The organism is Coprococcus sp. ART55/1, from assembly GCF_000210595.1.
GTDB lineage: Bacteria > Bacillota > Clostridia > Lachnospirales > Lachnospiraceae > Coprococcus > Coprococcus aceti.
Genome location: NC_021018.1, coordinates 1,044,684 through 1,046,099 on the forward strand (window position 1 = coordinate 1,044,684; position 1,416 = coordinate 1,046,099).

The following is a 1,416-nucleotide window of genomic DNA, read 5'->3' on the forward strand; positions in this document are numbered from 1 at the left end:
TAAGGATGGTTCATACATCAAGTTTGACGAGAACGCTGCTGTAATTATAAAAGACGATATGAATCCAAGAGGTACACGTATCTTTGGACCAGTTGCAAGAGAGCTCCGTGATAAGAAATTCATGAAGATCGTATCACTTGCACCTGAAGTATTATAAGGAGGTGTGACTATGGCAACAATGAAGATTAAGAAAGATGATATGGTACAGGTTATCGCTGGTAAGGACAAGGGCAAGAGCGGAAAGGTCGTTTCAGTAGATAAGAAGAATGGTACCGTAGTAGTTGAAGGAATCAACAAAGTATTTAAGCATAGCAAGCCAAGCATGGCTAACCAGCAGGGCGGAATCATCGAGATGGAAGCCCCACTTGACATCTCTAATGTAATGTATCTTTACAAGGGCAAGCCAGTTAGAGTTGGTTTTGAAGGAACTGGTAAGGATAAGGTTCGTGTAGCCAAAGTTGATGGCAAGACAGAGAAGATAGATTAATTGGAAGGAGGTCGTCTTAGGTGAGTAGACTTAAAGAAAAGTATGACGCTGAAATTAAGAGCGCCATGGTTGAGAAATTTGGATATAAGAATGTAATGCAGATACCAAAGCTCGATAAGATCGTTATCAATATGGGCGTTGGTGAAGCTAGAGAGAACGCTAAGGTTCTCGACGCTGCTATCAAGGATCTTGAGACAATCACAGGTCAGAAGGCAGTTGTAACAAGAGCAAAGAAGTCAGTAGCTAACTTCAAGCTGAGAGAGGGAATGCCTATCGGATGTAAGGTAACTCTTCGTGGCGAGAAGATGTATGAGTTCCTTGATCGTCTTGTAAATCTTGCACTCCCACGTGTACGTGACTTCAGAGGTATCAATCCAAACGGATTTGATGGAAGAGGTAACTACGCATTCGGTATTAAGGAGCAGCTTATCTTCCCTGAGATCGAGTACGATAAGGTAGATAAGGTTAGAGGTATGGATATAATTTGCGTAACAACAGCACAGACTGACGAGGAAGCTCGTGAGTTACTTACACTGTTCGGCATGCCTTATAGCAAATAATAAAGGAGGAGATTCGAGAAATGGCTAAGACATCAATGAAAGTTAAGCAGCAGCGCAAGCAGAAGTTCTCAACAAGAGAGTACACACGTTGCAGCATTTGTGGACGTCCACACTCAGTTTTAAAGAAGTATGGAATTTGTAGAATCTGCTTCCGTGAGTTAGCATATAAGGGACAGATTCCTGGCGTTAAGAAATCAAGCTGGTAAGAGTAAGAAGGAGGAAATTTATTATGTCAATGAGCGATCCAATTGCAGATATGCTTACAAGAATTCGTAATGCTAATACAGCAAAGCATGATACAGTAGAAATCCCTGCTTCAAAGATGAAGAAAGCTATTGCCGACATACTTTTATCAGAAGGATATGTTAA

The 1,416-nt window shown here is 41.2% G+C and carries 5 protein-coding genes; all 5 read left to right on the top strand.

All coding sequences use genetic code 11. From position 1 onward, the window contains the following. Window positions 1-157 (top strand): uL14 family ribosomal protein (locus CCU_RS04905; RefSeq protein WP_208896351.1); only part of this gene is annotated, 157 nt, incomplete at its 5' end. Between the two features lie 12 nt (window positions 158-169). Continuing rightward, window positions 170-487: a 50S ribosomal protein L24 gene (rplX, locus tag CCU_RS04910; RefSeq protein WP_004850132.1), complete on the top strand. Its 318-nt coding sequence runs from the start codon at window positions 170-172 to the stop codon at window positions 485-487. Window positions 488-507: 20 nt separating this feature from the next. After that, on the top strand, window positions 508-1,047 hold the full coding sequence (gene rplE / locus CCU_RS04915; protein ID WP_004850134.1) for a 50S ribosomal protein L5: 540 nt from the start codon (window positions 508-510) through the stop codon (window positions 1,045-1,047). Window positions 1,048-1,067: 20 nt separating this feature from the next. Beyond that, entirely contained in the window at window positions 1,068-1,253 is a 186-nt protein-coding gene (locus tag CCU_RS04920; RefSeq protein WP_004850137.1) for a type Z 30S ribosomal protein S14, read from the top strand. A 23-nt stretch (window positions 1,254-1,276) separates the two neighbouring features. Further along, on the top strand, window positions 1,277-1,416 hold a 140-nt coding region (rpsH, locus tag CCU_RS04925), incomplete at its 3' end, for a 30S ribosomal protein S8 (RefSeq protein WP_208896352.1).

Excerpts from the sequence above, each read along its gene's own strand:
- rplX (WP_004850132.1), top strand. The coding sequence starts at position 170 with ATGGCAACAATGAAGATTAAGAAAGATGATATGGTACAGGTTATCGCT.
- CCU_RS04920 (WP_004850137.1), top strand. The coding sequence starts at position 1,068 with ATGGCTAAGACATCAATGAAAGTTAAGCAGCAGCGCAAGCAGAAGTTC.